This window comes from Nocardioides sp. J9 (assembly GCF_007829375.1).
In the GTDB taxonomy this organism is placed as follows: Bacteria; Actinomycetota; Actinomycetes; order Propionibacteriales; family Nocardioidaceae; genus Nocardioides.
In genome coordinates, this window is record NZ_VLJQ01000057.1 from 1 (window position 1) to 26,086 (window position 26,086).

Consider the following 26,086-nt stretch of genomic DNA (forward strand, 5'->3'; position numbering starts at 1 on the left):
CCGGCCGGCGGCCGCTGACCGACGCGGTCGACGAGTACTACTCGGCGCTCCAGCTGGTCGGCCAGGCCAGCGCCCCGCACGTGTGGGCGAGCGCGAACCTCAACCTCGGCACGGCGTACCTGACGATGCCAATGGTCGAGGCCAGCGACCAGCTCCGCGCCGGCATCGCGATGCAGGCGCTGCGCGCCTCGCTCGAGGTGTTCACCCAGGAGGACTTCCCGCAGGAGTGGGCGAGCGCGCAGATGAACCTGGCCAACGCGCTGGTCTACACGCCCTCGACCCACCAGGGCGACAACATCGTCGAGGCCGTCGAGCGCTACGAGGAGGTGCTCGAGCTGCGCCAGCGGCAGGGTGACCCGCTCGGCCGGGCGCGGATCCTGGCCAACCAGGGCAATGCGCTGGCCCACCTCGGGGTGTTCGACCACGCGAAGTCCAAGCTGCACGAGGCCCGCTTCCTCTTCGAGGAGCAGGGCGACGTCGACGCGGTGATGGCCGTGCGCGGCGTGCTCGACGAGATCGCCCGCCAGGTGGTGCCCGGCAGCCAGGGACCGAAGTTCGGGGTCCCCCAGGGCGAGGAGGTGGAGCTGGTCCGCGAGCTCCGCGAGCAGGGGGTCGAGTCATGACGAGCCTGGCCGACCGGCCGGTCGCACCGGCGCCCGAGGACCGCGACGTCGAGGTCCTCGCCCAGGCGCTCGACGACGCGGTCGCCGCGCTCGCCGAGGTCACCGACCCCTCGGGCCAGCGCGTCGCGCAGGCGCTGCGCTCCTCGCTGGAGGACGTGCACCGGGCCGCCCTCGTCCACGTCGTACGACGCCTGCGGGACGACGCACGCGGCAAGGAGCTGCTGTTCGAGATCGTCGACGAGCCGGTCGTGCGGATGGTGCTGCTGATGCACGGCATCATCCGTCCCGACCCGATGACGCTCGCCCGGCAGGCCCTTGAGCAGGTCCGCCCCCAGCTGCAGTCCCACGGCGGCGACGTGGAGCTGGTCCGGATCGAGGGCGGCACCGCCTTCGTGCGCCTCTCGGGTGCGTGCAACGGCTGCTCGATGTCCGCGGTGACCATGCGCAACGGGGTCGAGGAGGCGCTCAAGGCCCAGGTGCCCGGCATCGAGCGAGTCGAGGTGCTGCCCAACGAGCCCGGCCCGACGCTGATCCCGCTCGGGGAGGTCGGCATCCGCACGGCCACGCCCGAGCGGGGCTGGGTGCGCAGCCTGCCGATCGGCGAGTTCACGCTCGACGCGATCACGGCCGTCGAGCTGGTCCCGGACGGCGCTCCGGCCGTCGACGCCATCGTGGTCAACGTGGGCGGCCAGCTGTCGGCGTACGTCAACGAGTGCGCGCACCTCGCGATGCCCCTCGACGACGCCGAGCTGGACACCAGCGACGGCTCGCTCACCTGCGCCCACCACGGCTACTGCTTCGACGCGCTGAGCGGCGAGTGCCGGACCTTCCCCGGTGCCCAGCTCGAGCAGCTGCCGCTGCGGGTCGAGGACGGCGAGGTCTGGATCAGGGTGTCGGCATGAGGGTGTCGGCATGAAGGTCCGGGTGATCCCGACGGGCTCCGAGCACCTCGGTGCCCGGCTGGGCGTGGATCCGTTCGCCCCGGCGGGACCGGCGCCGGAGACCTACGGGAGCTGGCGGCCCGAGGTGGTCGTGGGGGCCACCTCGGCCGGTGGCCTGCTCCTGCCGCAGGCGGAGCCGACGGCGTCGTACGTCTACGCGCCGCGCGGGGTGTGGCTCGAGGACGAGCTCCTGGTGGTGGCCGACACGGGCAACCACCGGGTGCTGGTCTTCGACCGGATCCCGTCGACGGACGGCGAGCCGGCGGACGTCGTGCTCGGCCAGCCGGACGCGACGTCGGAGGGCCCGCAGGCGGGCGGCCGGGGACCCGACCAGGGCATGCACCTGCCGACCGGGCTGCTCCGCACGCCTGACGGTCGCTTCCTCGTCGCCGACGCCTGGAACCACCGGATCCTGGTCTGGGACCGGGTGCCGTCGGGGGACCGGGCGCCGGACCTGGTGCTCGGCCAGCCGTCGGCGAGCGACGTCGAGCCTAATCGCGGCGGCGCGCCGTCGGCGACGAGCTTCTACCAGCCGTTCGGGATCGCGCTGGTCGACGGGCGCTTCTACGTCGCCGACACCTACAACCGCCGCGTGCTGGTGTGGGTGGACGGGGTGCCGACCGATCCCGACGTCCCCGCCGACATCGTGCTGGGCCAACCGGACCCCACCTCGCGCGGGGAGAACCGCGACGGTCCGGTGGCGCCCGACTCCTTCCGCTGGCCGCACATGGTCACCGGCAACGGCGGCGGCATCGTGGTCGCCGACGCCGGCAACCACCGGCTGCTCGGGTGGCATCGCCACCCCGACGGCGACGTGCCCGCCGACTACGTGCTGGGCCAGCCCGACATGGGCACCGGCGTCGAGTTCCCCTACCGGCCGCAGACCGGCACCGGCCTCCGCTTCCCGTACGCCGCCGTCCGCACCCCTGACGGGCTGGCGGTCGCCGACACGTCGAACAACCGGGTGCTGCTGTGGGAGGGCGACCCCCGCGACCAGCACACCGAGCCCGCCTGGGTCCTGGGCCAGCCGACCTTCGCCGCGAACGGCGAGAACCGCTGGGAGCAGGTCGGCCCGGACACCCTGTGCTGGCCCTACGGCCTCGCCGCGTCCGGCGACCGGCTCGCCATCGCCGACTCGGGCAACAACCGCGTCGTGGTCTGGAGGCGGGGATGACGCGGACCACGACCGCCGGCCGCAGCATCGAGGTGCGCGGCGTGGTCCAGGGCGTCGGCTTCCGCCCGCACGTCGCGCGGCTGGCCGCCGCGCACGGCATCGCCGGCGAGGTGGGCAACGACGAGCTCAGCGTCTTCATCGAGGCCGAGGGCACCGCCGCGGCGCTCGACGCCTTCGTGGGCGCGCTGGTCGCGGAGGCGCCGCCGCTGGCGAGCGTCCTCGACGTCCGGGTGACCGACCGGGCGCCGTCCGGCGCCTCCGGGTTCCGGATCGTGCCGAGCCGGCACCGGGTGGGCGCGCGCACGCTGGTGCCGCCGGACGTCGCGGTGTGCGACGACTGCCTCGCCGAGATGCGCGACCCCGGCGACCGGCGCTACCGGCACCCGTTCATCACCTGCACCAACTGCGGCCCGCGGTTCACGATCATCACCGACCTGCCCTACGACCGGCCGGCCACGACGATGCGGGACTTCCCGCTGTGTGCCGCCTGCGCCGCGGAGTACGCCGACCCGGGGGACCGCCGCCACCACGCGCAGCCCGTCTCGTGCCAGGCCTGCGGGCCGCGACTGTGGTGGGAGCCCGTCGCGGACACCGACACCGTGGTGCTGGGTGACGACGACGTGCTGGTCCTCGCCCAGGGGATGCTGTCTGCGGGCCGGATCGTCGCGGTCAAGGGCGTCGGCGGCTTCCACCTGGCCTGCGACGCGACCTCGCCGGAGGCGGTCGACCTGCTGCGCGAGCGCAAGCACCGCCCGGACAAGCCGCTCGCGGTCATGGTGCGCGACCTCGAGCAGGCCCGCCGGGTCGTCGAGCTGACGCCGGCCGCGGAGGCCGCGCTGTGCCAGCCGTCACGGCCGATCGTGCTGCTCCCCCGTCGTACGGACGGGCCGCTGGCGCCGTCCGTCGCCGGGGACCTGGACGAGGTCGGCGTGATGCTGCCCTACGCACCGCTGCACCACCTCCTCTTCGAGCCGGTCCCGGGGTGGCCGGGCACCGGGGCGCCGCCGCTGCTCGTGATGACCTCCGGCAACCTCGCCGACGAGCCGCTCGCCTTCACCAACGCCGACGCGCGGGCCCGCCTGGCCGGGATCGCCGACGGCTTCCTGATGCACGACCGCGAGATCGCGGTGCCGTGCGAGGACTCGGTGGTGACCGTCGTGGACGGGGAGGAGGTCCCGGTCCGCCGCTCGCGCGGGTACGCCCCGCTGCCCGTCGCGCTGCCCGCGGAGCTCGGCACCGGGCCGACCGTGCTCGCCGTCGGCGCCGAGGTCAAGAACACCTTCTGCCTGGTGCGGGAGGATCTCGCGTTCTGCTCGGCGCACATCGGCGACATGGGCAGCCTGGAGAGCCAGACCGCGTTCGGCCGCTCGGTCGACCAGCTGGTGCGGCTGCGCGACGCCGAGCCCGAGCTGGTGGTGGCCGACCTGCACCCGGGCTACGCCACCCGACGCTGGGCCGAGGACCACGCCGCCGGGATCGGCCGCCCCCTGCTGACGGTCCAGCACCACCACGCGCACCTCGCGTCGCTGCTGGTGGACCGCGAGCGGGTGGGCACCCCCGTCCTCGGCGTCACGTACGACGGCACGGGCTACGGCTGCGACCGCCAGGTCTGGGGCGGGGAGATCCTCGCGATGGGCGCCGACCTGGCGACCTTCGAGCGCGCCGGACACCTGGCGCCGCTGCTGCTGCCGGGCGGCGAGGCCGCGGTGCGCAACCCGTTCCGGACGGCCCTGGCCCTCCTGGCCGGCGCGGAGGTCGCCACCGACTGGGCACCGGCCGACGTCGCCGCGGCGGAGGTGGCGCTGGTGCGCTCCCAGCTGGCGTCCGGCACCGCGTGCGTCTCCACGACCAGCGTCGGGCGGCTGTTCGACGGCGTCGCCGCGCTGCTCGGCGTGCGGCCTCGTGCCGGCTACGAGGCACAGGCCGCCGTCGAGCTGGAGGTGCTGGCCAGGAAGGCCCGCCACGGCGTACCGCTGGCCCTGCCGGTGGCCGGCGGCGTCATCGACTGGAGGCCGCTGGTCCACGACGTCGTTGCCGCGCTGGGGGGTGGCAACGAACCCGCCTCGGTGGCCCGGGGATTCCACGACGCGCTGGCCGCGGCCACCGCGGAGCTCGTGGTCGCCGAGGCGCGGGAGCGACAGATCGGCGTGGTGGGGCTGACCGGTGGCGTGTTCGCCAACCGCGAGCTGACCGCCGCGCTGCGCCAACGGCTGGCCCGGGCCGGCCTCGAGGTGCTCACCCACCGGCGGGTGCCCTGCAACGACGCCGGGCTAGCGCTCGGCCAGGCCGCGATCGGGCGAGCACTGGCCGCCCGAGGGTTGGCGTCACGGAGAGGAGTGGTCTGAATGTGTCTGGGAGTCCCGGGCCGGATCGAGAGGATCTGGTCCACCGAGGACGGCGCGCTGGTCGCGCTGGCCGAGTTCGTCGGGGAGGTGCGCCAGGTGTGCCTAGACTACCTGCCCGACCTGGTGGTCGGTGACTACGTCATCGTGCACGCCGGCTACGCGCTGACCCGGCTGACCGAGGAGTCCGCCCGCGAGACCGTCGCGATGATGGTCGACCTCGGGCTGCTGGCCGCCGACGAGCTGGCCGGCGGCAGCGCCGTGGTGGCGGCGATCCAGGCGCGGGAGTCGTCATGAGCACGACGTACGACGTCGGGGCCGCGCCGGGCCTGATCGACGAGGACCTCTCCGCCGACCTCGCCGGGGCCGCGCTGGCCCTGGCCCGCCGCTTCCACGCCGGCGCCACGCTGTGGGTGATCTCGCCCCAGTGGGAGCCGCACGCGCACCACGTCGCGGTCGAGTTCGTGCACCCGGTCGTCGTGGGCAAGCGGGCCCTGCCGTCCGTCGCACTGGTCGCCGCGGACACGGTCGCGGAGACCCGGATCGCCACCCGGCCCGGCGACGTCGTGCTTGCGGTGGCCGACGCCGCCGACGCGGCCGTCGCCGACGTGATGCGCCGCGCCCCCGCCTGGGGGGCCGAGACCATCTGGATCGGGTATGGCGAGCGTCCGCCCGCCGGCGCCGCGGACCACGTGCTGTGGGTACCCACGGCCGACCCGATGACGCCGGCGACCGGCCGGTTCGTGCTGATGTACCACCTGCTGTGGGAGCTCACCCACGTCTGCTTCGAGCACCCCGGCCTGCTGAAGCCCGAGGAGCCGGAGTGCACAGACGAGGTGTGCGTGACCTGCTCCGACGAGGGGCGGCTGGGCGAGGTCGTCGCGCCGCCGGCCGACCTGCTGTCGGGCGCGCTGGTGCGCACCGCCGACGGCGAGGAGTACGTCGACACGATGGTCGTCGGCGAGGTGGCTCCCGGCGACCTGATCCTGATCCACGGCGGGGCCGCCCTCACCCGGCTGGGAGAGGAGCCGGGCGCATGAACGACGAGAACACCGACTTCCTCTACCCGTTCATCGAGGCGCAGGAGACCGACGCGACGGCACTGCTGACCGACCTCGCGTCCTCGGCCCGGGCCAAGGCCACCGAGAGCGCCCGCCTGCAGGCGGCGTCGCTGGAGGAGTGGGGCCCCGAGATCGAGGCCGCGGGCCGGGCGATCGCCGAGCGGTTCGCCGCGGGCGGGCGGATGTACACCTTCGGCAACGGCGGCTCGTCCACCGACGCCGAGACGCTGGCCTCGCTGTTCGCGCGCCCGGCGCACGGCCGCCCGCTGGCGGCGCGCTGCCTGGCCGCGGACCAGGCGGTGATCACGGCGCTCGGCAACGACGTCGGCTTCGACGTCGTCTTCTCCCGCCAGCTGATGGCGCACGCGCGGCCCGGCGACATCGCCGTCGCGCTGTCGACCTCGGGCAGCTCCGAGGACCTGATGACGGCGCTGGTGGAGGCCCGGCGCCGGGGCCTGCTGACGATCGGCTTCTCCGGTCACGACGGCGGCCGGATGGCCGTCGCCGACGAGGTCGACCACTGCTTCACCATCCGGTCGCAGAGCATCCACCGGATCCAGGAGAGCCAGGCGCTCGTCGGCTACCGGCTCTGGGCGACCGCCCAGCACCACCTCGAGACCCTGCGGAAGGGGTATGCGTCATGACCAGCGAACGGCTGACCCCGTCGGCCCACGAGGTGCCGGACCCCGAGGACCGGACCCGGATCCGGATCGAGGAGTTCCGCAAGCGGCGCCCCCGGCTCGTCGACGAGGTGGTCACCATGGCCCACGGCGCCGGTGGGAAGTCCTCGGCGGCGCTCGTCGACCACGTCTTCGTGGAGGCCTTCCGCAACCCGGAGCTGGAGAACCTCGGCGACGGGGCGGTCCTCGCCCTCCCCACCGGTGAGCGGCTGGCGTTCTCGACCGACTCCTACGTCGTGGCGCCGTACGAGTTCCCGGGCGGGTCGATCGCCGACCTCGCGATCAACGGGACCGTCAACGACCTGGCCGTCAGCGGCGCGCGGCCGCAGTGGATTTCCGCGGCGTTCGTCATCGAGGAGGGATTCTCGATCGACAAGCTCAAGCAGCTGGCGGGCGAGATGCGGGCGGCGGCCGACGCGGCCGGCGTCCAGATCGTCACCGGTGACACCAAGGTCGTGCCCAACGGCGCCGCCGACGGGCTCTACATCACCACGTCCGGGGTCGGCGTGATCCCGGCCGGGTGCGAGCTCTCGCCGCTGGCGGTGCGCGCCGGCGACCGGCTGATCGTGTCCGGCACCATCGCCGACCACGGCATGGCGATCATGCTGGCCCGCGGCAACCTCGACATCGAGGCCGACATCGAGTCCGACTCCGCGCCCGTCAACGGGCTCGTGGAGGCCCTGCTCGCCGCCGCCCCCGGCACTCGCTGGATGCGCGACGCGACCCGGGGCGGACTCGGCACGGTCGCCAACGAGCTGGCCCAGGCCGCCGGGGTCGGGGTGGTCCTCGACGAGGGCCTGCTGCCGATCGACCCGACGGTGCTCGGCTGCTGCGACATGCTCGGCATCGACCCCGTCTACGTCGCCAACGAGGGCAAGTTCGTCGCCGTCGTCCCCGCCGACGAGGCGGAGGCCGCGGTGGCCGCGCTGCGCTCGCAGCCCGGCGGCGCGCAGGCCGCCGTGATCGGCGAGGTCCTCGCCGACCCACCCGGGATCGTGGCGATGCGGACGCCCTTCGGCGGTACCCGCATCGTCGACATGCTCGTCGGCGACCCGCTGCCCCGGATCTGCTGACCCACCGAACCCACGCAGGGAGATTGGAGACCCACCATGTGCCTGGGAATTCCCGGCCAGGTCGTCGAGATCGTCGATCCCGACGAGCACCTGGCCCGCGTCGACGTCAGCGGCGTCCGGCGCATCATCAGCATCAAGCTGCTCGCCGAGCAGGACGTCGTACCGGGGGACTGGGTGCTGGTGCACGTCGGGTTCGGGATGGCGAAGATCGACGAGCGGGAAGCGCAGCTGACGCTCGACCAGGTCCAGAAGATGGGCCAGGACTACCTGGACGAGATCGACATGTTCAAGAGCACCGACGTGGGAGATGGGATCAGCGCATGAAGTTCGTCGACGAGTTCCGCGACCCGGCCGCAGCCCGCGCCCTGGTCAAGTCCATCACCGAGATCGCCGGTGACACCGAGTGGAAGTTCATGGAGGTGTGCGGCGGGCACACCCACACGATCTACCGGCACGGCATCGAGCACCTGCTGCCCGAGAACATCGAGTTGGTCCACGGCCCCGGCTGCCCGGTCTGCGTGATCCCGATGGGCCGCATCGACGACGCCATGTGGCTCGCCGAGCAGCCCGACGTCGTGTTCACCACCTTCGGCGACATGATGCGGGTCCCCGGGTCCCGCGGGTCGCTGCTCGACGCCAAGGCGCGCGGTGCCGACGTCCGCTTCGTCTACTCGCCGCTCGACTCGCTCAAGATCGCGGTGGAGAACCCCGACAAGCACGTCGTCTTCTTCGCCGTCGGCTTCGAGACCACGGTGCCCTCGACCGCGGTGACCCTGCTGCGGGCCAGGACGCTCGGGGTGAAGAACTTCAGTGTCTTCTCCAACCACGTCACGATCGTGCCGCCGATCAAGGCGATCCTGGAGAGCCCGGACCTGCGGCTGTCCGGCTTCCTCGGGCCCGGCCACGTCTCGACCGTCGTCGGCATCCGGCCTTACCGGTTCGTGCCGGAGGTCTACGGCAAGCCCGTGGTGGTGGCCGGCTTCGAGCCGCTCGACATCCTCGCCTCGGTGCACATGCTGCTGCAGCAGTACGCCGGCGGGCGGTGCGAGGTCGAGAACCAGTACGCGCGCGTCGTACGACCGGAGGGAAACACGGCCGCGCTCAAGCTGATGGCCGAGACCTTCCAGCTGCGCCCGCACTTCGAGTGGCGCGGGCTCGGGTTCATCTCGCAGAGCGCGCTCAAGGTCCACGACGACTACGCCGACTTCGACGCCGAGGTGCGCTTCTCGATGCCCGGCGTGCGGGTCGCGGACCCGAAGGCCTGCCAGTGCGGCGAGGTCCTCAAGGGCGCGATCAAGCCGTGGGAGTGCAAGGTCTTCGGCACGGCGTGCACGCCGGAGACCCCGATCGGCACCTGCATGGTCTCGCCCGAGGGCGCCTGCGCCGCCTACTACAACTTCGGGCGGCTGCACCGCGAGACCGCGCTCATGGTCGGGCAGGGCGCACCCGTTGGCTGATCCCGGCGCCGGTGGCCCGGACGCGACCCGTCCCGCCGGCCACCGGCTGTTCGCCCAGTACGCGCACGCTCCGAACGCGCTGGGCTACTGCGGTCCTGCCGGATCCGCAGCACTGGTCGCCGCCGCGACCGGCTCGCCCCCGGTCGCGGCGGTCACCGAGATCGCCGAGGTGGCCCGCCGGTTCTCGGGTGCCTGGCCCTACCAGCGGCTGCTCGGCGAGCTGCTCGGCATCGACGACCCGCTCGACCCGCGGGTGGTGCGGGGCTACTGGACCGGCAACGATCTCGCCGCCGCTGTCGACGGGCGCGCCTTCGGCGAGCGGCTGCTCGCCGAGTTGAAGCCGCAGGCGGCGCACTACTGGGCGCACCTGACCGAGGACCTGCTCGTGGAGGCGGCGCCGAGCCACGCCTTCCACGTCCTGGCGGTCTACCCGTGGTCCCGCCTGCTCGGCCACGGCCCCGAGCCGCTGGGCGTCCTCGAGTCGTGCCGGGTCGGCTGGGCGGTGGTGGAGGAGGTACGGCCGGACGAGCTCGTCGTGCGCGGGCCGCGGCTCGGCTACCTGCCCGCATCGGGCGGGCCGGCCGTGCCGGCCCGGCTGGAGCTGGGGCCGGACGAGGTGCGCACCATCGGCTACCGGGTCGACGGGCGTCCCTTCGTCCCGGACCCGGCCGTGGGCGAGCACGTCGCCGTGCACTGGGACTTCGCCTGCGACCGGCTGGGTGAGGCGGACGTGGCGGCGCTGGTGGCCCAGACCGAGCACCAGCTCGCGGCGATGGCGCCGCGGATCGCGGGAGCGACCGGGGTCAGGTCCGGCTGAGCATCCCGTCGTCGCGCGTCGGGTGGCGGCTGCTCGCGTGCAACAGGTGGTGGAGCAGGATCAGCTGGGTCAGCGCGAGCGGCTCGCTGCGGGTGTCGGGGCCGGTCAGGCCCAGGCCGCTGGGCGGCTCGGCGCCGACGCCGAGGTTCGCCCAGATCGCGTCGCCGAGCTCCCGGGCGTCGTGCGCCGACGCGTGGCCGTGCACGTGCAGGCAGTCGGTGGGGGTGCCGTCGTCGTCGCGGATGATCCGCAGGTGCACCGCCGCGCGCCGGTCCTCGGTGAGGATCCGGTCCAGCGCGGGGTGCCGGATGGTCGGGCGGAGCAGGATGTCGGCAGAGAGCGCGGCGTCGGGGGAGTCGGCGCCGGGCCCGACCTCCGGCGCGAAGCGCACGACGATGTCGGCATCGCGCCGCTGCGGCCGGACGAAGGCCTCGGAGTCCGGCGCCCGGCGGGCGAGCTCGGCCAGGACGTCGGTGCGGCTGTACCCGCGCGTCGTCGTGTCCCGGGCGACCTTCCAGCGCTGCCGGAGGTCCTCGGGCGGGTCGAGATAGACGGTGACGTCGAAGCAGGCGCGCATCAGCTTGGTCTGCAGGGGGAGCAGGCCCTCGACGATCACGAAGGCCGGAGGCTCGACGTACTCGGGGCGGCCGAGGGTGCCCGTGGCGTGGTCGTAGACGGGCTTGAGGATCGGGCGGCCGAGCGCGAGCAACTGGAGGTGCTGCTCGACGATGTCGAGGTGGTTGCCGTCCGGGTGGAGCGGGGTGATCGCGAGTGCGGCCCGCTCCACCCGGTCGTGGCGGTGGTAGTCGTCGATGCTGATCGACAGGCACTGGTCCGCACCCAGCGCGGCCGTGAGCCCCTCGCTCAGCGTGGTCTTGCCCGACGCCGAGTCCCCGGCGATGGCCAGCATCACCGGGTGGGACCGCTCGGCGGCCCGCGCCCGCGCCATCGCGACGACCTTCTCGAGCATCACTGGCCGCGTCGTGCCTGCAGCGCCGAGCGTGCCGCCGCGGCCACCGCGTCGACCGTCAGCCCGACGTGCTCGAGGACGGCGGGTCCCGGTCCGGAGGCACCGAAGCGGTCCACCCCGACGACCGCGTCGGCGAGGTGGCGCCAGCCGAGGGTGGTGCCGGCCTCGACGGCCACCGTCGCGGTCGCCGCCCCGAGCCCGGTGCGACGGGCCTCGTACCGCTCGCGCCAGGGCACCGAGACCACCCGCACCGCCAGGCCCTCCCCGGCCAGCACGTCCGCGGCGGCCAGGGCGAGGGCGACCTCCGAGCCGGAGGCGACCAGGTCGACGTCCGGCTCGGAGGCGTCCCGGACGACGCGGTGGCCGTCGCGGGTGAGGTGGCCGGCCGTCGGCCTGCCCGGGACGGCGGGCAGACCCTGCCGCGACAGGGCGAGGACGGTCGGTCCCTCGGTGTGCTCCAGGGCGCTGCGCCACGCCTCGGCGGTCTCCTGGGCGTCGGCCGGCCGGAGCACCCGCAGGTTCGGGATGAGGCGCAGGGAGTCGAGGTGCTCGACCGGCTGGTGGGTCGGGCCGTCCTCGCCGACGGCGACCGAGTCGTGGGTCAGCACGTAGATCACCGGCTGGCGCATCAGCGCGGAGAGCCGCAGCGCCGGGCGGAGGTAGTCGGCGAACACCAGGAAGGTGCTCCCGAAGCAGCGCAGCCCGCCGTGCAGGGAGATGCCGTTGAGGACGGCGGCCATCGCGAACTCGCGAATGCCGAAGTCGATCCGCGCGCCGCTGTAGTCGCCCGGTCCCACCGGCCGCGTGCCCACGTCCGTACCGGTCGAGCCGGACAGGTCCGCCGAGCCGCCGACCAGCTCCGGCAGGGCGGTGGAGAGCGCCTGCAGCACGGCCTTGGAAGACTGCCGGGTCGCCAGGGGAGTGGTCGGGAGGGACGCCGCGACGCCGGCCCAGAACTCGTCGTCGAGGTCGGCGGGCAGGTCGCCGCGCTCGGCGCGCTGCCAGGCGGCGGCGCGGGCCGGCTCGGCCTCGCGCAGCGCCACGACCTGGCCCTCCCACTCGGTGCGGGCGTCGTGGCCGGCCGCGGCGAGCGCACGGCACTCCGCCCGCACCTCCTCCGGTACGACGAAGGCCGCCTCCGCGTCCCGTCCCACCCGCCGCTTGGCCTCGGCCAGCCGCTCGGGCCCCAGCGGCGACCCGTGCGCCGCCGAGGTGCCGGCGACGTCGGGGGCGCCGTGGCCGATGACGGTACGCACGGCGACGAGGCTGGGCCGCGGGTCGGCCGTCGCCTCGGCGAGCGCGGCGTCGATCGCCTCGACGTCGGTGCCGTCGGCGACCTCCACGACGTGCCACCCGTAGGCGCGGAAGCGCGCCTGCTGGTCGTCGCTCGAGGAGCGGTCGACGGCGCCGTCGATGGTGATCCGGTTGTCGTCCCACAGCACCGTGAGCCGGCCCAGGCCGAGGTGCCCGGCCAGCGAGGCGGCCTCGTGGCTGATGCCCTCCATCAGGCAGCCGTCGCCGGCGATCGCCCACGTCCGGTGCCCCACGATCTCGGGGAACCGCGCGGCCAGCATCCGCTCGGCGAGCGCCATGCCGACGGCCATCGCGATGCCCTGGCCCAGCGGTCCGGTCGTGGCCTCGACGCCGGGCGTGTCGCCGTGCTCGGGGTGGCCGGGTGTGCGCGAGCCGAGCTGCCGGAACCCGCGCAGGTCGGTCTCCGCGATGTCGTACCCGAACAGGTGCAGCAGGGCGTACTGCAGCGCGGACCCGTGGCCCGCGGAGAGCACGAACCGGTCCCGGTCGGGCCACTCCGGGGCCGACGGGTCGTGGCGCATGTGGCGGGAGAACAGGGTCCAGGCCATCGGTGCGGCGCCCATCGGCATCCCCGGGTGCCCGCTGTTCGCGGCCTCCACCATGTCGGCCGCGAGCAGCCGGATGGTGTCGATCGCGAGCTGGTCGACGGTGGCGGCGGCGGGCGCCGGCGCGGTGGTGGTCGTGGGGCTGCTCATGTTCACAGGAGACCGAAGCCGACCCCCGCGGGGACTCACCCACAGGGGTGGCCGCGCTGGTGGAATTCGCGCGCAGCGGCCGACGGGGCCTGCCGGAGCGCCTAGGCTGCGGTCATGGAGGCCGAGGAGGAGGCAGTCGCTGTGCCGACGCGCAGCGGCCCCACGCGCATCGTGATGGCGGACGACCACGAGATGGTCCTGCACGGCGTACAGGCCATGCTCGCCCACTTCGCCGACGAGGTCGAGGTGGTCGGCACGGCCACCGACCTGGCAGGCACGATCTCCGTGGTCCGCGAGACCTCGCCCGACATCGTGCTGTGCGACATCCGGCTCGGCCGCGACAGCGGCCTGGACCTGTGCCGCCGGGTCAAGCAGCTCCAGCCGGAGACCCACGTGGTGTTCCTGACGGTCTACGACGACGAGCAGTACGCCTACCAGGCGCTGCGCGCGGAGGCCTCGGGCTACGTGCTCAAGCGGGTGGACGGCTCCGAGCTCGTCGAGCACCTCCAGCGGGTGGTGGCGGGTGACGTGGTGATCGACCCGACCCTGGCCGGACGGATCGCGATGTCGGCCGCCCGGGTCAACGCGGGCGAGTTCTGGCCGGGCGCGCGGCTGGGCCTGACCCAGCGCGAGAGCGAGGTGCTGGCGTTGCTGGTGGCGAGCCACTCCAACAAGGGCATCGCGGCCAAGCTGGTTGTCAGCGAGGACACGGTGAAGACCCACATCCGCGGGCTCTACCGCAAGCTCGCCGTCTCCGACCGGGGCGGCGCGATCGCCGTCGCCCTGCGCGAGGGCCTCTACCAGTGACGGTCCAGGTCGTGGCCTCGTGGCGGACCTGAGCCGGATCCACGAGCTCCTGGTCTCCTCGGGCGAGCTCGACCTGCGCGACGTGTCGTGCGCCTTCGCCGACCTGTTCGAGGCGGACGGGGCGACCGTCTTCGTCGTTGTTGACGCCGAGCTGCGCGTCGGCGGCGCCTACCCTGGCAACGAGGACGCCGCGCGGGAGCTGAGCATCCCCGTCGGGTACGGCGTCGTCGGCCTCGTCGCCCAAGGCGGCAACTCGGTGACCATCGTCGACGACGCGCCCCGCAACCCGTACCACCGCGCCCTGCTCGGCCTCGGCGAGGGCGAGGTCGTCTCGCGACTGTGCGTGCCCGCGCACGGGCTGGAGGGCACCATCGTCGGGGTGATCTCGGTGCACCGCCGCGACCACCGCCCCTTCGAGACCGAGGAGCTCGCCCGGGCCCAGCGCCTCGCCGACCTCGTCGGAATCCGCCTGTACGCCGAGGGGCTGCGCGGCGACGTCGAGGACCACCACTCGCTGCGGGACCGGCTGATCGCCCAGGCGATCTCCGCCCAGGAGGCGGAGCGGCGCCGGATCGCCGGCGACCTCCACGACGGGGTGACCCAGGCGCTGGCCTCGCTCTCCTTCCACCTCAGCGCGGCGCACACCGGCCTCGCCGTGGCACTGCGTGGCGACGCTGACGCCGACCCCCGGCTCACCGGGACGCTCGCGGAGATCGCCGCGGCCCGCCGGCTGGCCGGCCTGGCCTACGACGAGACCCGTGCCGCGATCACCGGCCTGCACTCGCTGCTGCTCGAGGACCTCGGCCTGGTGGCCGCCCTGGAGTCGCTGTGCCAGTCGCTGCCGCAGCTCGAGGTGGAGTTCCGCTCCGACGAGCCGACGGCCTTCGACGTCGTACCCGACCACGCCGCGGCCGCCCTGTTCCGCATCGCCCAGGAGGCGCTGAACAACGCGATCAAGCACGCCCAGGCCCACCGGGTGGTGCTGTCGCTGCGCCGGGTCGGCGACGCGGCGGTGCTGGGCGTCACCGATGACGGCGCCGGCTTCGACGTCCAGTCGGTGCGGGAGCGAGGCCGGTCCTCGGCCACGGAGCACTTCGGGCTGGAGTCGATCGTCGAGCGCTCGGCGCTGATCGGCGCCACCTTGCGCATCGACTCGATCGAGGGCCGGGGCACGGCCGTGATCGTGGAGTTCCCGCTGCACTGAGCCGGGCGGAGAGCCCTCAGCGCGGTCGCGCCGGAGCCTCACCGCACGAACCAGCCGCGAGAGCCCCGAAAAGGTGGGTGGCCGGCCCACGGATGGTCAGTCCGCGGGCCGGCCACCCGGCGGTCACGCGGACAACGGTGCCGGCGCACGGCCGGCGACCGCTCCGGCTGCCCGCGTGCAGTTGGCGAGGAGCACGGCCTGCGCCCCCGCGCGGCTGGCCTCCTCACCTCCCCACTGGTGGAGCGCATCGCTCACCAGCGCCCGCCCGAAGGAGAAGGTCAGGTTCCAGCTCGGCTCCCCGGCCTCCACGTTGAGGGCGGCGAGGTACCGGCAGGCGGCGTCGTTGTCGTGGCCGCCGGAGAGGAAGGCGATGCCCGGTACGGCCGGCGGCACGCGCCGGTCGAGCACCGCGAGGGTCGCCGCAGCGACCTCCTCGGCCGACGCGGGGGTCGCGTCGAGGCCGGGGGTGACCAGGTTGGGCTTGAGGACGATGCCGCCGAGGTCCACCCGCTGGGCCTCCAGCTCGGCGAAGACCGCGGCGAGCGCGCGGTCGCTCACCGCGGCGCACACGTCGATGTCGTGGGCGCCGGAGCAGAGCACCTCGGGCTCGACGATCGGGACCAGGCCCTGCTCCTGGCACAGCGCCGCGTAGCGGGCGAGCGCGTGGGCGTTGGCGGACAGCGCGTAGTCGGTCGCGGCGGTGACGTCGATGACCGCGCGCCACTTCGCGAAGGCGGCGCCCATCGCGGCGTACTCCGCCAGCCGGCCGCGCAGGCCGTCGAGGCCCTCGGTGACCAGGGCGCCGGGCGCACCGGCGAGCGCGGAGGTGCCGGTGTCGACCTTGATGCCGGGCAGGATGCCCCAGCGGTGGCAGGCCTCGGCGAAGGGCATCTCGATGTCGCCCACGGACGCGTGCTGGCGCAGCGTCTCGTCGCACAGGATGACGCCGCTGACCAGGTCGGACAGGCCGGGCGTCGAGACCAGCAGCTCGCGGTAGAGGCGGCGGTTCTCCTCGGTGGCGGGGATGTTCTCGCCCTCGAGGCGCTGGGACATGGTGCGGACGCTCTCGTCCGCGGCGAGGATGCCGCGTCCGGAGCTGACGAGGGCGAGGGCGGTGTCGGCCAGGGTTCGCATGCCCACAGGCTGGCGGCGGCGCCCCGCCCGCCTCGTCACCCGCGCGGTTGGTTGTGAGGGTGGAATCGGAGGTCCGCCGCCGCGTCCGCGGCGCACACGTGCTCCACGAAGAGCCGGGTCGCGGGCGGCGGCGTGCTGTTCGTGACCAGGTGCCAGGGACGGTCCAGCGGCGTCCCCGTGACGTGTACGACGCGCAGGCTGCCCTCGCGCAGGGCGCCGGCCACCGCGTCGGCGTGCACGAGGGTGAGGCCCAGCCCCTCGCGGGCCGCGGCGAGCACGGCGCCGAGCGTGCCGAGGGTGAGCGTCGGCGGCTCCCACTGGCGCTGCTCGAGCAGGGCGAGGCAGGTCGATCGCGTGCCGGAGCCTTGGCCGCGCAGCAGCCACGTGGCCGATGCCGGCGGTACGTCGTACCCGGCTCCGGTGACGACGACGAGGCCGTTGGGCCGGGTGGCGACCGACACCAGGCCGGAGCCGCGGGGCGGGCGCCCGGCGATCGCGAGGTCGGTCTCGTGCTGCTCGAGCTCGGCGAAGAGGTCGTCGCGGGGGCGCACGGACAGGCTCAGGTCGACCTCGGGGTAGCGGTCCCGGAAGCCGGCGAGCAGGCGGGGGAGCACGGTCTCGCCCGCGGTGGCGACCGCGCCGATCCGCAGGCGGCCGGTCGCCGGGGTGCGCACCGCCGCGGCCGCCTCCTCGGCGAGGCCGAGCAGAGTGCGGCAGTAGCGGGCGTAGGTCCGCCCGCTTTCCGTGAGCCTGATGCCGCGTCCCTCGCGGCTCAGCAGCTCGACACCCAGTTGCCGTTCGATGCTCCCGACTGCCGCGGACACGGCCGGTTCGGTCACGTGCAGCTTCTCGGCCGCGCCACGGATGCTGCCCGTCTCCGCCACGGTCGCAAAGGTCCGCAGCCTCGCCCAGGTCACGTCCCTCATGGGCAAACATTAACTGAGAGATTATGAATGCCCATCAATATTTCCATAGTCGCTGAGGGGTGCGCCGGGCCACAGTTCGAGTACTCGAAGAACCCTCGCAGGCAAGGAGCAACCACATGGCGGTCGCGGAGAAGGAAGAGCAGAACCGCTGGGACCCGGGCGTCCACAGCTATGCGTCGATGGGCTACTACGACGCCGACTACGTGCCCAAGGACACCGACGTGCTCGCCGTCTTCCGGGTGACTCCCCAGAAGGGCGTGGACCCGATCGAGGCGGCCGCAGCCGTCGCGGGCGAGTCGTCCACCGCGACGTGGACCGTCGTGTGGACCGACCGGCTCACGGCCAATACCCACTACCAGGCGAAGGCCTACCGAGTAGAGGACGTTCCCGGGCGCCCCGGCGAGTACTTCGCCTACATCGCCTACGACATCGACCTGTTCGAAGAGGGCTCCATCGCCAACCTCACCAGCTCGATCATCGGCAACGTGTTTGGCTTCAAGCCGCTCACCGCGCTCCGGCTCGAGGACATGCGGATTCCCGTCGCCTACGTCAAGACCTTCCAGGGGCCGGCGCACGGCATCGTCATGGAGCGCGAGCACCTGAACAAGTATGGCCGCCCACTCCTCGGTGCCACGATCAAGCCGAAGCTCGGCCTGTCCGCCCGCAACTACGGGCGCGTGGTCTACGAGGCCTGCCGAGGCGGGCTGGACTTCACCAAGGACGACGAGAACATCAACTCGCAGCCGTTCATGCGGTGGCGCGACCGCTTCCTCTACTGCATGGAGGGCGTCAACCGGGCGATGGCCGAGACTGGCGAGATCAAGGGGCACTACCTCAACGTCACCGCCGGTTCGATGGAGGAGATGTACGAGCGGGCGGAGCTCGCCAAGGAGCTGGGCAGCGTGGTCGTCATGATCGACCTGACCATCGGCTACACCGCCATGCAGTCGATGGCCACCTGGGCCCGCAGGAACGGCGTCCTGCTCCACCTGCACCGAGCCGGGCACTCGACGTACACCCGCCAGAAGACGCACGGCGTCAGCTTCCGCGTGATCTCCAAGTGGTGCCGCCTGATCGGCGTCGACCACATCCACGCCGGCACCGTGATCGGCAAGCTCGAGGGCGACCCCGCCACGACGAGGGGCTTCTACGACACCCTCCGCGAGGACCACGTGCCGGCCAACCCCGCCAACGGGATCTTCTTCGACCAGGACTGGGCGAGCATGCCCGGTGTCATGCCGGTCGCGTCCGGCGGCATCCACGCCGGCCAGATGCACCAGCTCCTCGACCTCTTCGGGGACGACGTGGTGCTGCAGTTCGGCGGCGGCACGATCGGTCACCCGATGGGCATCGCCGCGGGGGCGGAGGCGAACCGGGTCGCGCTGGAGGCGGTCGTGAAGGCGCGCAACGAGGGGCGCGACCTGCTCCGGGAGGGCCCCGACGTGCTGCGCCGAGCGGCCGAGCGGTGCCGGCCCCTGGAGGCGGCGCTCGCCACCTGGGGAGATGTCACCTTCGAATACACCTCCACCGATGCGCCCGACGCGGTGCCGACCCCGAGCTACTGAGGAGCGAGACCATGTACCTGCGCCACGGAGCCTTCTCCTACCTGCCCGACCTGACCGACGACGAGATCGCCCTCCAGGTCCGCCACGCACTCGACAACGGCTGGCCGGTGTCGATCGAGCACACCGACGACCCCCACCCGCGCAACGTCTACTGGGAGATGTGGGGCCTCCCGCTGTTCGACCTGGTCGAACCGGACGGGGTGATGGTCGAGATCAACGCCTGCCGGTCGACCTTCCCGAACCACTACGTCCGGGTCCTGGCGTACGACGCCCGGCTCGGCCGCCAGACCACCGCCCTCTCCTTCCTGGTGCAGCGCCCGGCCGTGGAGCCGGACGTCGAGCTGGCCAGGGCCGAGGGCGGCGGCCGTGCCCAGGTGTATGGCGTGCGTACCGTCGCGCCGTCGGGTGAGCACAGTGGAGGCTGAGAACCCGGCCGAGGAGGAGTTCGACCTCGACGCCGACGACGCGCGCCGGCAGGTCGAGGAGACCCTCGCCTCGCTGGAGGCCGACCTGGTCGGCCTCGCCGCGGTCAAGGACCGGGTGCGAGAGATCGCCGCGCTGCTCTTGGTCGACCGGGCGCGCCAGCAGCTGGGACTGAGCTCGTCGCGTCCCACGCTGCACATGAGCTTCACCGGCGGTCCGGGGACGGGCAAGACGACGGTCGCCCAGCGGATGGCGCAGATCCTCCACGCCATGGGCTACATCAGGACGCCGCGGGTGCACACCGTCACCCGCGACGACTTGGTGGGGCAGTTCATCGGCCACACCGCGCCGAAGACGAAGGAAGCGATCGCCCGGGCCGCCGGTGGGGTGCTCTTCATCGACGAGGCCTACTACCTGTACCGGCCCGAGAACGAGCGCGACTACGGGCAGGAGGTGATCGAGATCCTGCTCCAGGAGATGGAGAGCGAGCGGGACAGCATGGTGGTCATCTTCGCGGGTTACGAGGACCGCATGGACACCTTCTTCTCCGCCAACCCGGGCCTCTCCTCCCGGGTGCCGCACCACATCTCCTTCGACGACTACACGCACCAGGAGCTGGTCCGGATCGCCGACCTGATGGTGGAGCGGGAGAACTTCCGCTTCGCGCCTGCGGCCCGGGCGGCCTTCTCGGACTACCTCGAGCTGCGCATGCGCCAGCCCCGGTTCTCCAACGCCCGCAGCGTCCGCAACGCCGTCGAGCGCTGCCGGCTCCGCCAGGCCAAGCGCCTGGTGGAGCTCCACCAGCCCCTCACCCGCGACGACCTGGTGACCCTCGCCGAGGGGGACGTCCGCGGGAGCAGCCTGTTCCGCGCCGCGCCCGACCGGACGCCGGACGCCGACGACCCGATCGATCAGAACGACCAGAACGACGAGCTCGACAAGGGAGCAACCCAGTGACTGTCCGCGTAGGCATCAACGGATTCGGCCGGATCGGCCGCAATTTCTTCCGCGCAGTGCAGGCCAGCGGGGCCGGCATCGAGATCGTCGGGGTCAACGACCTGACCGACAACGCGACGCTCGCGCACCTGCTGAAGTACGACTCGATCCTCGGCCCTCTCGGCACCGAGGTCACCTCGACCGACGACGCAATCATCGTCGGCGGCACGGAGATCAAGGCCTTCGCCGAGCGCGACCCTGCCGCCCTGGGCTGGGGTGATCTCGGCGTGGACGTCGTCGTCGAGTCGACGGGCTTCTTCACCGACGCCACCAAGGCCCGCGCCCATGTCGACGGCGGCGGTGCGAAGAAGGTCATCATCTCGGCGCCTGCCTCGAACGAGGACATCACGATCGTGATGGGCGTCAACCACGAGCTCTACGAGCCGGACGCCCACACCGTCATCTCGAACGCCTCGTGCACGACCAACTGCCTCGGCCCGATGGCGAAGGCGCTCAACGACGGCCTCGGCATCGTCAAGGGCCTGATGACCACGGTCCACGCCTACACCGCCGACCAGAACCTGCAGGACAACATCCACAAGGACCTGCGCCGCGCCCGCGCCGCCGCGCTGAACATCATCCCCACGTCGACGGGCGCCGCGAAGGCGATCGGCCTGGTGCTGCCCGAGCTCAAGGGCAAGCTCGACGGCTACGCCCTGCGGGTGCCCACCCCCACGGGCTCCCTGACCGACCTGTCGTTCGAGGCCTCGCGCGAGACGTCCGTCGACGAGGTCAACGAGATCGTGAGGGCCGCTGCCGACGGCCGGTTCCTGGTCTACTCGACCGACCCGATCGTGTCCTCGGACATCGTCACCAACCCGGCCTCGTGCGTCTTCGACGCCCCGCTCACGAAGGTGATCGGCAACCAGGTCAAGGTCGCGGGCTGGTACGACAACGAGTGGGGCTACTCCAACCGCCTCGCTGACCTGATCAGCCACGTCGGCGCCTCGCTCTGAGCGCCACTCAGGCTCTGAAGCTTGTGACGGAGTACAACGGACTGGGCGAGGTCAGCGGCACATGACAGGGCGAGGTCCCCTTCGCCGTCCGCCGTGCCGAGACCGACACGGTCTGCGCCCAGGACGGTCGGCCACGCCGACGGGTAGGTCGCTCCTCAGGAGCGTTCGATTCAACGTCGGTCAGATAGTTGCAATATGTCGTTATGTGCTTGGCCGCTTGAAGATCTCCCACAAACTCGGCGCGGTGGACAAGCACCGCAAGGCCGACCCCGGTCGAGCACGAGGCCGCCTACTACGCGACTGTCAACCGAGGGCCGCAACCCGCATAGGAGCGGCAGAGAACCTGGGGCGCTTCACCTTGCTCTTGTCCGCGTGCGTCTTCAGCTTGACCGTGTCGTCGTAGAGCTTCTTCTTCTGCTTGTCGGTCCTTGCGCGGAGGCCCAACGAGTCTTGGTCGGCATAGCACTGGTAGGCGATGCCGTCTGTCGAGAAGCCCTCGATCCCATAGTCACCGCCCATTTGGGCTGGCAGGTACACAAGCTCAGGTTGCGGATACTTCCGACGCCCAAGGCAACCCAAGGGGCCTCTTCGACGAGGCAGAGGCGGCGCTCGGCGGAGCCGAGTGAGACCGGGCCGCGCGAGGAGGACGGAGATTCGAGCCGTGTCGCGCTTAGGCACCGAAAACCACAGCAAGGGTCGCCTCGTCGGGTCATATCCCAGCAAGAGGTGCGCGCCTAGGGTCGCCGTCGCGTGCGGTGTTCGCGCAGGTCAGCGCTCGAATGCGCAAAGGGCAGCAAGGGCTGGGCCAATGACGCCCGCTCGCGCCGGATGCCCAGAGGTCGCAGGTTCAAATCCTGCCCCCGCTACCAAGAGATCGAGGTCAGACATCGTCTGGCCTCGATCTGCTTTTGGAGGTCGCCATGGCGATCCATGAAGAACCCAACTCTTTCCGCCCGCCGGTTGAGGTGCGAGCGCAGCGAGCCTCGAAACCAAGGGCGTCGACTGCCGATCGCTCGGTTCGTCCCGTGCACCTTGGTGTCATGGACACCAACGAACTGGGCCTGGAGCCCCTGATCGACGTCGAGGAGCTTGCTGCCTACCTCAGCGTCCCGATCCAGACCATCTATGGCTGGCGGTGCGCAGGTACGGCGCCGCAAGCCTTCAAGTTCGGCAAGCGACTCAAGTTCGCCGTCACCGACGTCGCGGAATGGACGAACTGCTGCGCACCGGTCGGACACGCTTCCCGTTCCGAAACCGGATCTGTCGTTCCTGCGGTCGGTGCGCCGCGGGGAGGTCTCGCTGCCCGAGGTACTCGTACTCGAAGCGCTGGACGCTGCCGAGGCAACGTTGGCTGCGGCAGGAGACGACGCGACCGTCCCTGATGAGCCCGATCGGAAGTGGGTCGACGACTGGCTCCACCGGTCGCACCCTTGCGTACTGGGACCCTGTGTAGGAAATCCTCTACACTAAAGATGTTTCTGTTGAGGATTTCCTACGGAGGTGAGCAGGGTGCCTTCGACCGCGTCCGCGCTGCTCGCCATGCTGCCTGACACCTTCCGATACTCCGACGCGCGCGAACAGCTCAACGAGCGCCAGTTCCGCTCGCTCATCGAGAGCGGCCAGATCACCGCGATCTCGCGAGGCCTTTACCGCAAGACTGACTCGATCGGCGACGATGACCTGCTGGAGATCTCTGCAAAGGCCCCGATGGCGACGATCTGCCTGGGGTCAGCGCTGTCGAGGCACGGTCTGATCGATGACATCCCCGCCCAGTTCGACATCGCGATCCCGCGGGGGAGATGGACACCGGAAACGAGTGCGCCCGTTAGATGGCGCCACTTCGACAAGGCGACGTTCGAGCTCGGCCGCGACCAGTTGGAGCTCGACGACGATCACTCGATCGGGATCTACTCGGCTGAGCGCAGCATCATCGATGCCTATCGGCTTCGGCATCTCGACGGCGCCGACCTGGCGAACGATGCCCTCAAGCGATGGCTTCGCCAAGGCGGCCAACCGTCCGAGTTGCTCCGGCTGTCGAGCTCGTTCCCACGCGCTGCGAGCACCATCCGCAAGACCCTGGAGATCCTGCTGTGAGCCGCATATCTCGGGGAACGACAGAGGCTGACGCCTATCTCGATCTCAAGAACCGTGCGGAGCGCGAGAAGCGCCCGACCCAGGAGCTGCTGCAGCTCTACGTCCTGGAGGCATTCCTGAGCCGACTGGCAGTGAGTGACCTCCGGGATCGGTTCGTGCTCAAGGGCGGGGTGCTGCTGGCGGCGTTCGACGAGCGCCGGCCGACGCGGGACGTCGACCTCGCTGGGCTCAATTTGGCGAACGATGCGGCGACGGTGCTCGAGCTCGTCCGCTCGATCGTGGAGACGTCGCCGCCCTTGGAGGACGGCGTCGTGTTCCTGCCCGAGACGGCCAAGTCCGAGGTGATTCGGGAGGAGGACGCGTACTCCGGCGTTCGTGTCAGCATGGGCGCTCTCCTGGCGTCGGCGAGCCTGCCGTTCCACGTCGACGTCAACGTCGGTGACCCGATCTGGCCAGCTCCGAGCACGGTCGAGGTCCCGCGCCTGCGTGGCGGCGAACCGATCGTGCTGGCGGGCTATCCGATCCAGATGGTGCACGCAGAGAAGATCGTGACCGCGATCCAGCGGGGCGTCGCCAACACGCGGTGGCGCGACTTCGGAGATATCTGGACGCTCTCGCGACGGCACTCCGTCTCGGCGACCGACCTGCGCGCGGCGATCGACGCCGTCGCCGCTCACCGTGATGCGCAGTTGTCGCCGCTGGCCGAAGTCCTCGACGGCTACGTCGACCTTGGACAGGCGCGCTGGGTCGCTTGGCGTCGGCGCAGCAACTCGGACCATCTGCCTGAGTCGTTCGCAGACGTACTCGAAGCGGTCATCTCCTTTGCGGATCCGGTCCTGACTGGCGCTGCAACCGGCTCGTGGGACACCGGCCGATTCGCCTGGAGCTAGCGTCGGAAGCCCAGTTGGGGCAGATGCGGGGCGATCGCCCAGTCATGCTTGGTCCAGTAGGTCACGCGATCTGGAGCGATGGCCGCTGCAACGCGGACGAACTTGTCCACGCACGAAGGGTCCCATTCTGGGTCCGCGCGAAGGACGTCGCACGCTGACTCGAGGACGAGGTCGACGTACTCGCCAACCGTCCAGACTGACCAAAGCTCGTCGTAGTTCTGCGCGAAGAAGTCAAGAAACTCCTGGAGGCGTACCCTCTGCGTTGACGATGCCCCAGGTGCTGGTCGTCCCAGTAGAGCCCGAGCGCGGCTTCGAGTTGCCGAGTTGACCGTTGGCCGGCAGTTCGGGCGGGAGCATGCATCGGATCCTAGGCGGACGCGCCGGGCGAGCAACGCGTTCGCCGTAACCCGTTGATCCACCACATTGAGCCCGAGGCGACTGGCAGCGTGCCGATCCGTGAGGCACTGTGGACGAGTCGCAAGACACCGTCTGCCCACGTCAATCCGGCTATCCGGTGCTGACCACGATCGACGGAAGTTGGCGGAAATCGGACCAGATCCGCCCAGAGGTCGCAGGATCAAGTCCTGCCCCCTGCTACCAGCAGAAGCAGTAGGTCAGGGGCGGCCTTCGGAGAGATCCGGAAGCCGGCCCAGGGCCTCGACCTCGAGCCCAAGGTCGTGCTGACGGCCACGATGGAAGCACGGGTGCGATCAAGGCTGAGTTGGACTTGCCACGCGTCGTGAAACCCCTTCCAGGTGGTGCGGCGAGAGGCAGCCGTCGACGTCGATCAGGAGCAATGAGCGCTCGGCGGACCTCTTTGCGGGGACGTTCGGCGATGGTCATCCAGCCGATGGAGCAAGAACGGAGCCCGTGAGCGACGCTCACGGGCTCCGAACCGGGTTGTCGTGGATGGTCACCGCAGGAAGGGAAACCGGCGCACGAGCTGGGTCTGGGCCCACTGCTTGCCAAGACCCCAGGTGTCGCCCGCCAGGGTGACGGCGAGCACGACCACCGTGATGGCGCCGAGCAGGTGGTCGTCGACCACGGGGTTGTTCTCCAGCGGCATCGACGCGATCCACATCATCACGTAGAGCGCAGCCCCGGTGACGGCGGCGATGCGGATGCCCACGCCGAGCGTGAGCGCGATGCCGATGCCCAGCAGGCCGACCATGAACAGCCAGTTGGCCCAGCCATCGCCGGCGATGCTGCCGAAGAGCTCGTGGAACGGGTTGTCCTCGGGAACGCCGAAGCTCAGGAACCCGAAGGTCGGGCTGCCGCCGTTGATCCACGCATCGGGACCGAAGTAGTCCACCGCGCCGGTCTCGGCGTTCTTGCCGGTGGCGAAGCCGAGGGCGAGCGTCTTGTCCAGGAACGCCCACAGGAAGGTCAGGCCGAAGCCGATCCGAAGCACGGAGAGTCCGCGACGGGCGTTCTGGTGGGTGACGATGTCTCGTTCGACGAGTACGTCGACGTGAGGATGGTGCTGCACGGCGGTCATCTGTGGCCTCCTGGTCGTGGGGCGAGGCCCCGCTGGTCGAACCCCTGCGGGTCCTGGTGCTCCCAGCCTCGCTGTCGGCGACAGAGCGCTGCAGGGTCGAGCGGCAGTCGCGGCATGGGTCCTTGGTCCCGGTTCGAATACTCCGCGGCCGCCAGCCTGGCCGAGGAACCCGCTCGAGCGGGTGAGGTGAACCCGCTGACCGCCGAGCTCATCGACCAGGCGTTCGCCCACAGGGACGACCACGTCGGCTCGTCGATGTCGGACCCGCCCGTACGGTCAGGACCCGGGTCGACCTGCTTGGGAAGGACCAAGCCGGCTCGCGCGGAGAGGCGGGCGCGGGCGCGGCACGAGCGGGCTCATCCGCCGGGGCAGCGGCTACGCGCCAAGGCGCTCAGGCAGGGACTCGGAACGGACGAGCCGGATGGTCCACGAGGCTCCTGCCGCAA

Annotated in this window: 26 protein-coding genes; 20 read left to right on the forward strand and 6 right to left on the reverse strand. The window is 71.7% G+C overall.

The features are described from left to right. The 11 genes from L615_RS23160 to L615_RS06740 all read left to right on the forward strand — a co-directional run. The coding region (locus L615_RS23160; RefSeq protein ID WP_222430473.1) for a hypothetical protein at positions 1 to 623 on the forward strand (623 nt) is incomplete at its 5' end. After that, complete coding sequence (locus L615_RS06695) at positions 620 to 1,525, forward strand: NifU family protein (protein WP_145724536.1); 906 nt, start codon at positions 620 to 622, stop codon at positions 1,523 to 1,525. The genes L615_RS23160 and L615_RS06695, both read left to right, overlap by 4 nt. Positions 1,526 to 1,535: 10 nt before the next feature. After that, positions 1,536 to 2,738, forward strand: coding sequence for an NHL repeat-containing protein (locus tag L615_RS06700; protein ID WP_222430474.1), 1,203 nt, complete (start codon positions 1,536 to 1,538; stop codon positions 2,736 to 2,738). Next, positions 2,735 to 5,083 carry a carbamoyltransferase HypF gene (hypF, locus tag L615_RS06705; protein ID WP_145724537.1) on the forward strand — a complete coding sequence of 783 codons (2,349 nt, stop codon included), beginning with the start codon at positions 2,735 to 2,737 and terminating at the stop codon, positions 5,081 to 5,083. Before L615_RS06700 ends, hypF begins: the two co-directional genes overlap by 4 nt. Continuing rightward, the gene (locus L615_RS06710; protein ID WP_028656400.1) at positions 5,084 to 5,377 is read left to right on the forward strand and encodes a HypC/HybG/HupF family hydrogenase formation chaperone; all 294 of its coding nucleotides are present in this window, start codon (positions 5,084 to 5,086) and stop codon (positions 5,375 to 5,377) included. Further along, entirely contained in the window at positions 5,374 to 6,120 is a 747-nt protein-coding gene (locus tag L615_RS06715; RefSeq protein WP_028656401.1) for a hydrogenase assembly protein HupF, read from the forward strand. The genes L615_RS06710 and L615_RS06715 overlap by 4 nt, the downstream gene beginning before the upstream one ends. Continuing rightward, positions 6,117 to 6,785 (forward strand): SIS domain-containing protein, encoded by a 669-nt coding sequence (locus L615_RS06720; RefSeq protein ID WP_145724538.1) that lies wholly within the window; start codon positions 6,117 to 6,119, stop codon positions 6,783 to 6,785. Before L615_RS06715 ends, L615_RS06720 begins: the two co-directional genes overlap by 4 nt. Next, entirely contained in the window at positions 6,782 to 7,894 is a 1,113-nt protein-coding gene (gene hypE, locus L615_RS06725) for a hydrogenase expression/formation protein HypE (RefSeq protein WP_145724539.1), read from the forward strand. Before L615_RS06720 ends, hypE begins: the two co-directional genes overlap by 4 nt. Positions 7,895 to 7,930: 36 nt before the next feature. Continuing rightward, the gene (locus L615_RS06730; protein ID WP_028656404.1) at positions 7,931 to 8,218 is read left to right on the forward strand and encodes a HypC/HybG/HupF family hydrogenase formation chaperone; all 288 of its coding nucleotides are present in this window, start codon (positions 7,931 to 7,933) and stop codon (positions 8,216 to 8,218) included. Beyond that, complete coding sequence (hypD, locus tag L615_RS06735) at positions 8,215 to 9,351, forward strand: hydrogenase formation protein HypD (protein ID WP_028656405.1); 1,137 nt, start codon at positions 8,215 to 8,217, stop codon at positions 9,349 to 9,351. Before L615_RS06730 ends, hypD begins: the two co-directional genes overlap by 4 nt. Then, complete coding sequence (locus L615_RS06740; protein ID WP_145724540.1) at positions 9,344 to 10,168, forward strand: DUF6390 family protein; 825 nt, start codon at positions 9,344 to 9,346, stop codon at positions 10,166 to 10,168. Before hypD ends, L615_RS06740 begins: the two co-directional genes overlap by 8 nt. On the opposite strand, the gene L615_RS06745 is transcribed toward L615_RS06740, so the two are convergent. Together L615_RS06745 and tkt are read right to left on the reverse strand one after the other, a co-directional pair. Beyond that, on the reverse strand, positions 10,155 to 11,138 hold the full coding sequence (locus L615_RS06745) for a phosphoribulokinase (RefSeq protein ID WP_145724541.1): 984 nt from the start codon (positions 11,136 to 11,138) through the stop codon (positions 10,155 to 10,157). The genes L615_RS06740 and L615_RS06745 overlap by 14 nt on opposite strands. Continuing rightward, on the reverse strand, positions 11,138 to 13,147 hold the full coding sequence (gene tkt / locus L615_RS06750; protein WP_145724542.1) for a transketolase: 2,010 nt from the start codon (positions 13,145 to 13,147) through the stop codon (positions 11,138 to 11,140). The genes L615_RS06745 and tkt overlap by 1 nt, the downstream gene beginning before the upstream one ends. Positions 13,148 to 13,261: 114 nt before the next feature. Here tkt and L615_RS06755 point away from each other — a divergent pair, with 114 nt between their 5' ends. Both L615_RS06755 and L615_RS06760 read left to right on the forward strand, forming a co-directional pair. Further along, a complete protein-coding gene (locus tag L615_RS06755; protein ID WP_145724543.1) occupies positions 13,262 to 13,954 on the forward strand; it encodes a response regulator transcription factor in 693 nt (230 codons plus the stop codon). 19 nt (positions 13,955 to 13,973) lie between these two features. Beyond that, entirely contained in the window at positions 13,974 to 15,158 is a 1,185-nt protein-coding gene (locus L615_RS06760) for a GAF domain-containing sensor histidine kinase (RefSeq protein WP_222430475.1), read from the forward strand. Between the two features lie 123 nt (positions 15,159 to 15,281). Here the strand turns inward: L615_RS06760 and L615_RS06765 are convergent, their stop codons facing one another. Continuing rightward, positions 15,282 to 16,292 (reverse strand): class I fructose-bisphosphate aldolase, encoded by a 1,011-nt coding sequence (locus tag L615_RS06765; protein ID WP_145724544.1) that lies wholly within the window; start codon positions 16,290 to 16,292, stop codon positions 15,282 to 15,284. 35 nt (positions 16,293 to 16,327) lie between these two features. Further along, the gene (locus L615_RS06770; protein WP_186449763.1) at positions 16,328 to 17,218 is read right to left on the reverse strand and encodes a LysR family transcriptional regulator; all 891 of its coding nucleotides are present in this window, start codon (positions 17,216 to 17,218) and stop codon (positions 16,328 to 16,330) included. Between the two features lie 116 nt (positions 17,219 to 17,334). Here L615_RS06770 and L615_RS06775 point away from each other — a divergent pair, with 116 nt between their 5' ends. Genes L615_RS06775 through gap form a run of 4 tightly spaced genes read left to right on the forward strand, consistent with a single transcriptional unit; the run spans position 17,335 to position 21,158 of the window. Beyond that, positions 17,335 to 18,783 (forward strand): form I ribulose bisphosphate carboxylase large subunit, encoded by a 1,449-nt coding sequence (locus L615_RS06775; protein ID WP_028656409.1) that lies wholly within the window; start codon positions 17,335 to 17,337, stop codon positions 18,781 to 18,783. 11 nt (positions 18,784 to 18,794) lie between these two features. Beyond that, positions 18,795 to 19,208, forward strand: coding sequence for a ribulose bisphosphate carboxylase small subunit (locus L615_RS06780; protein WP_028656410.1), 414 nt, complete (start codon positions 18,795 to 18,797; stop codon positions 19,206 to 19,208). Then, positions 19,198 to 20,163: an AAA family ATPase gene (locus L615_RS06785; RefSeq protein WP_261376582.1), complete on the forward strand. Its 966-nt coding sequence runs from the start codon at positions 19,198 to 19,200 to the stop codon at positions 20,161 to 20,163. Before L615_RS06780 ends, L615_RS06785 begins: the two co-directional genes overlap by 11 nt. Continuing rightward, positions 20,160 to 21,158 (forward strand): type I glyceraldehyde-3-phosphate dehydrogenase, encoded by a 999-nt coding sequence (gap, locus tag L615_RS06790; RefSeq protein ID WP_145724545.1) that lies wholly within the window; start codon positions 20,160 to 20,162, stop codon positions 21,156 to 21,158. Before L615_RS06785 ends, gap begins: the two co-directional genes overlap by 4 nt. Before the next feature lie 303 nt (positions 21,159 to 21,461). Here gap and L615_RS06795 read toward each other — a convergent pair whose 3' ends face one another. Then, positions 21,462 to 21,695 carry a hypothetical protein gene (locus L615_RS06795; protein WP_145724546.1) on the reverse strand — a complete coding sequence of 78 codons (234 nt, stop codon included), beginning with the start codon at positions 21,693 to 21,695 and terminating at the stop codon, positions 21,462 to 21,464. Positions 21,696 to 22,198: 503 nt separating this feature from the next. Here L615_RS06795 and L615_RS06800 point away from each other — a divergent pair. From L615_RS06800 to L615_RS06810, 3 genes are all read left to right on the forward strand, one after another. Continuing rightward, a complete protein-coding gene (locus L615_RS06800) occupies positions 22,199 to 22,540 on the forward strand; it encodes an AlpA family transcriptional regulator (protein WP_145724547.1) in 342 nt (113 codons plus the stop codon). 127 nt (positions 22,541 to 22,667) lie between these two features. After that, the gene (locus L615_RS06805; RefSeq protein WP_222430476.1) at positions 22,668 to 23,252 is read left to right on the forward strand and encodes a hypothetical protein; all 585 of its coding nucleotides are present in this window, start codon (positions 22,668 to 22,670) and stop codon (positions 23,250 to 23,252) included. Further along, complete coding sequence (locus L615_RS06810) at positions 23,249 to 24,142, forward strand: nucleotidyl transferase AbiEii/AbiGii toxin family protein (protein WP_261376583.1); 894 nt, start codon at positions 23,249 to 23,251, stop codon at positions 24,140 to 24,142. Before L615_RS06805 ends, L615_RS06810 begins: the two co-directional genes overlap by 4 nt. A 913-nt stretch (positions 24,143 to 25,055) precedes the next feature. Here L615_RS06810 and L615_RS06815 read toward each other — a convergent pair. Beyond that, positions 25,056 to 25,640, reverse strand: a complete 585-nt coding sequence (locus tag L615_RS06815) for a hypothetical protein (protein WP_028656872.1) — start codon at positions 25,638 to 25,640, stop codon at positions 25,056 to 25,058. Between the last annotated feature and the right edge of the window lie 446 nt (positions 25,641 to 26,086).